This window comes from Streptomyces sp. NH27, from assembly GCF_056859195.1.
This window is the reverse complement of sequence record NZ_JACEGK010000585.1, coordinates 1-4,716: the sequence shown is the minus strand read 5'-3', so window position 1 is coordinate 4,716 and position 4,716 is coordinate 1. Positions and strand designations below refer to the sequence as shown.

3 protein-coding genes and 1 pseudogene are annotated in these 4,716 nt (G+C 74.0%); all 4 read right to left on the bottom strand.

The features are described 5' to 3' along the window. Positions 1-59 precede the first annotated feature (59 nt). On the bottom strand, positions 60-782 hold the full coding sequence (locus AC13HU_RS32490; RefSeq protein WP_483045569.1) for an alpha/beta fold hydrolase: 723 nt from the start codon (positions 780-782) through the stop codon (positions 60-62). Positions 783-1,095: 313 nt separating this feature from the next. Beyond that, positions 1,096-1,323 (bottom strand): annotated as a pseudogene (locus AC13HU_RS32485) (GNAT family N-acetyltransferase); the annotation flags it as partial. Between the two features lie 99 nt (positions 1,324-1,422). Further along, a complete protein-coding gene (locus AC13HU_RS32480; protein WP_483045570.1) occupies positions 1,423-3,564 on the bottom strand; it encodes a serine/threonine-protein kinase in 2,142 nt (713 codons plus the stop codon). A gap of 298 nt (positions 3,565-3,862) precedes the next feature. Then, positions 3,863-4,716, bottom strand: an 854-nt coding sequence (locus tag AC13HU_RS32475; protein ID WP_483045568.1) for an oxygenase MpaB family protein, incomplete at its 5' end; no start/stop codon positions are given.

Below are 4,716 nucleotides of genomic sequence, written 5' to 3'. Positions count from 1 at the left end.
ACCCGGTCCTACGCGCCGACTTACGGCGTGGGCTCACGCCTCGGCCTTACAACCCGGCCTTACGATGCGGCTTCGCGCACGGCCTCCGGCCCGGCGCCGAGGAATCCGCGCACCACCTCGATGAACTCGGCCGGCCGCTCGTCGTGCACCATGTGCCCCGCGTCGATCGTCACCAGCCGGGAGTCCGGGATACGCGCGGCGGTCCGTGCAAGCTGGTCCTGCCGCAGGTGGCTGCCCGGGCCGCCGGCGATCACGAGGGTGGGCGCGGTGATCTCGGCGAGGCCGTCCCAGTGCCGGGCAGCCGGCGCGTTGCGTTGGACCGCGACATCCCGTACCACCCGCCAGTCGTACGGCGTGGGGCCGTCCGGGCCGTCGGGCACCGGGCGGCGCGGCTCGGCGGGGAAGGGCAGCGGGCCCTCCTCCAGCACCAGCCGCGCCACGGCCGCCGGCCGGTCCATCGCCACCAGCGAGGCGGGCACGGTACCCATCGAGTGCGCGACGATCACCACTTGGTCCTGCCCGAGCGCGTCGATCAGGCCGAGCACGTCGTCGCGCATGGCCTCGTACGCGTACTCCCCCGGCTGGTCGCTCGCGCCGTGCCCCCTCATGTCGACCGCCCACGTCCGCATGCCGTCCGCCGCCAGCGCCGCCGACACGGCCCGCCACGAACCACGGTTCTCGCCCAGCCCGTGCAGGAGCAGCACCGCCGGCCCGCCGGCCGGCCCCTCCGCTTCGCAGACCAGCCGCACCCCGTCGACCTCGTACGTCACCACTTCGCCCATGCCGCCAGGCTAGCCACGCCGTCCGGCCCGGGACCGCCGTGTTCGCGGGCGGCGTGATCGACGGAGTGCGCTCGCCGGACACGAGGCGGGGTGCGGTCAGCGGCTCTCGGCGACTCAGCAGTTCGACGACCCTCAACGGCTCAACGGCTCAACGGCAGGACGATCCGACCCGCGTGGCGCGGGTCTTCGGCCTCGTCGAGCATGGTGACGGTGACCGTCTCCCGGCTCACGCGGGCAGGGATGAGGCGTTCGGGCGCGCCGACGAGGCCGGTGCTGCACCGCCGTCACCCGCGCGGGTCGCGGGCGGAACCGGTCAGGTGGCCGCGTGCCGTATGTGCAGGTGGTCGTCGAGCGGGTAGGTCGGCGGAGCCGACGGCAGGAGCCGGTCGAACCGGTAACCGCCCTTCTCCGCGACGCGGCAGGACGCCGTGTTGTCGAGCTGGTGGAGGGGTTCGAGGCGTTCCAGACCAGCGGCGCCGAACGCGTCGAACGACCAGGCGGTGAGCACTTCCAGGGCGCGCGGGGCGACGCCTCGACCGCGCCCTGCTCGACACGGTGACCACCGCTGTCAGGACCGCTGTCAGGACCGCGGGGACATCGATGTGCTCCGAGCCGAGGAAGCGCCCAAGCGCGCTGCGCGCTAAAGGCGTTCGGGGCCGTCCTCCCGGTGGGCGGCGACGCGGCGGTAGAGGGCGTGGGCCTCTTCGGTGCGGCCGAGGTGTTCCAGGCAACGGGCCTCGTCGTTGCGGCTGGTGAGGGTGTCGGGGTGATCGGGGCCGAGCAACGTCTCGCGTGCGTCGGCGACTTCGCGGTAGACGCCCAGCGCGTCGCTCCAGCGGCCGAGCCAGCCCAGGCAGACCGCGATCTCCCGCTTGCTGACGAGGGTGTCGGCGTGGTCGGCGCCCAGCACGCGTTGCCGGACGGCGGCCACGTCGCGGGCCTCGGCCAGCGCGCGGTCCCACTGGCCGAGCCGGCCGAGGTTGACGCCGAGCGCCTGACGGGCTCGCAGCGTCTCCTCGTCGCTGGAACCGGCGGTGCGGGTGAGGACGGTGACCAGGTCCTCGTAGAGCACGAGGGCGTCGGAGGTGCGGCCGAGCCGGGTCAGGCAGATGCCGGTCTCGTAGCGGACGGCGAGCGTGGCGGAGTGCTCGGTGCCGAGCACGCGGGCGCGGACCGCGCCGACCTCCCGGTAGACCTCCAGCGCCTCGGCCCAGCGGCCGGCCTGGCCGAGGGTGAAACCGGTCTCGAACCGGGTGCTGAGCGTGTCCGGGTGCTCGGGGCCGAGCACCCGCGATCGGGTGTCGGCGACCTCGACGGCGGTGGTGTACGCCTCCTGCGTGCGGCCCAACTGGGCCAGGTTGTAGGCGAGGTTGTGCTTGCAGCGCAGCGTGTCGGGGTGCTCGGGTCCTACGGTGCGCTCGCGCGCGTCGAGCACCGCGGAGAACTCCTGGTGGGCCTCCAGATGCCGGCCGAGCGAGCCGAGCGCGTACGCGGTTTCGTGCCGCGCGGCGAGCGTGTCGGTGTCGTCGGGCCCCAGCACCCGGCGCCGCACCTCGGCGACGTACGCGTACAGCCGCAACGCCTCCTCGGACCGGCCGAGTCGGGTCAGGCAGTAGGCCGCTTCGTGCCGGCTGGCCAGGGCGTCGGGGTGTTCGGTGCCCTGGGCGCGGTCGCGGGCGGTGGCGACGACGGTGTGCAGGTCGTACGACTGCTGCCAGTTACCGATCCGGCCGAGGTCGTCGGCCTCGGCCTGGCGGGCGGCGAGGTCGGCGAGCGCGGCCGGGTCGGCGGACGCGGTGATGGTGCGGGTGGACCAGGCACCGGTCAGTTCGTGGCGGGCTGTCACGGCGACCGTACGGGACCGGGTGGAGCGGGCCTGCGGTCCGGTGGTCAGTGCCCGCGCCCAGTCGGGTACGGCGCCGGTCGCGATGGCGATCTTGTCCCCCGCGCGCATCGCCTTGAGCCGCCCGCCGACGTCGGCGGCGTCCTGCGGGCGGTCCTCGGGGTCCTTGGCGAGCAGGTCGAGGATGAGGCGCTCCAACTCCACGGGCAGCTCGGGGCGCTGGGCACGCGGCGGCTCGGGGATGTTGTCGCGGTGCCCGACCAGGATCGACCAGGCGTCGCCGAGGTCGAACGGCGGGTGCCCGGTGGCGAGTTCGTACAGCACGCAGCCCAGCGAGTACAGGTCGCTGCGCTGGTCGACGGCGGAGTTGCCGATCTGCTCGGGGGACATGTAGTGCGGGGTGCCCATGGCGACGCCGGTGCCGGTGAGGCGGGAGGTGAAGCCGATGTCGTGGCCGAGCCGGGCGATGCCGAAGTCGCAGATCTTCACGGCGCCGTCGGTGAGCCGCATGATGTTGGCCGGTTTGAGGTCACGGTGCACGACGCCCTGGGCATGCGTGTAGGCGAGGGCCGCGGCGACCTGTTCGGCGATGTCGGTGACGTCGGGGACCGGCAGCGGGTGCCGGCGGGCGTCGTCGAGGACCTGGAGCAGATTGCGGCCGTCGAGCAGTTCCATCACCAGGAACAGCACACCGTCGTGCTCGCCGAAGTCGTGCACGACGGTGATGCCGCGGTGCTGGAGCGCCGCCGCCACCCGCGCCTCGCGCCGGAACCGCTCCTGGAGCACCCGGGTGAACCCGGCGTCGCTGGAATGCCCCATCGGCTTGAGGCACTTGACCGCCACCCGGCGGCCCAGCGACTCGTCCAGCGCACGCCACACCTCGCCCATGCCGCCGCGGCCGATCAGTTCGTGCAGCCGGTAGCGGCCCTGGATCAGCATGCTGTCGGCGCGGGCTCCCGCGCCGCCGCCTTCCGAGTCGGCGGTGGTGGCGCCTGTGCCGGCGCCACCCTGCCCCATGGCCTGCGTCGCTTCTGCCGCCGTCCCCGCCCCTGCGTTCGCGTCCGTCCCGGCCCCCATGCCGGTGCCGGTGCCGGCAAGCGGTGCCGCGCCGGCGGGTCCGTACTGTCCGTCGTGGTGTCCAGCCTCCATCAGCGCCGTGCCCCCGTGCTCATCGGTGCTCGTCGGTGCTTCCCCGCACCCAGTATGGCCGGGCAGGGCGACATAAGGGGACAGCGCATCAGGGCACTTCGGGTTCATTCGGCGGCAGGCGCCGGGCCGAAGGGCGGGTGCCGGGGCCGAGCCGGGCGACCGCCTTGAGGATGTGGCCGGGCGGCAACTGCCAGCGCACGGTGGCCGGGATGGCCCGCAGCACCCGCCCGGCGGCCCGCAGGCGGAGGTCCGCGGCGGCCCGCGACGGCGCTCTCCGCCCGTACAACTCGTGAGCGTACCGCGGCAGTGCGGCGAAGGCGGTGCCCGAGACCGCGGGCCACACCGCGAACCGCACCGGCCGCAGGGCGGCGGCCACCGGCGGCGCCTTCAGGAAGCGGACCACGTCGAACGCCTCGGGGGTGACGGCCAGTTCGGGGCGTACCTCGGTGAAGTAGCGGGCGAGCTGCGCGGTGTCGGCGGGCACCTTGGCCGGATCGAGGCCCACCAGCCGGGCGGCCTCGCGCTGTTCGTCGACATACGCGTCCGCGTGGGCGTCGGTGAGCGGGTAGCCGGAGCGGCGCGCGACGCTCAGATACGAGTCGATCTCCGCGCAGTGCACCCACAGCAGCAGTTCGGGGTCGTCGACGCCGAACCGTTCGCCCGTGTCGGGGTCGATCGCCGAGAGCCTGCGGTGGATGCCGCGGATACGGGCCCCGGCCTCCTCCGCGGCGGGCGTGGTCCCGTAGGTGATCCGGCCGACGAAGGACGCGGTGCGCAGCAGGCGGCCCCACGCGTCGCGCCGGAAGTCGGAGTTCTGCGCGACGCCGCGCACCGCGCGCGGGTGCAGCGCCTGGAGGTACAGCGCGCGGATGCCGGCGATCCACATGATCGGGTCGCCGTGCATCTGCCAGGTCACCGAGTCGGGGCCGAACAGTCCGGGGT

What these genes read in the sequence shown, in the direction of transcription:
- AC13HU_RS32490 (WP_483045569.1), bottom strand. Translation starts at nt 782, where the DNA reads ATGGGCGAAGTGGTGACGTACGAGGTCGACGGGGTGCGGCTGGTCTGC.
- AC13HU_RS32480 (WP_483045570.1), bottom strand. Translation starts at nt 3,564, where the DNA reads ATGCTGATCCAGGGCCGCTACCGGCTGCACGAACTGATCGGCCGCGGC.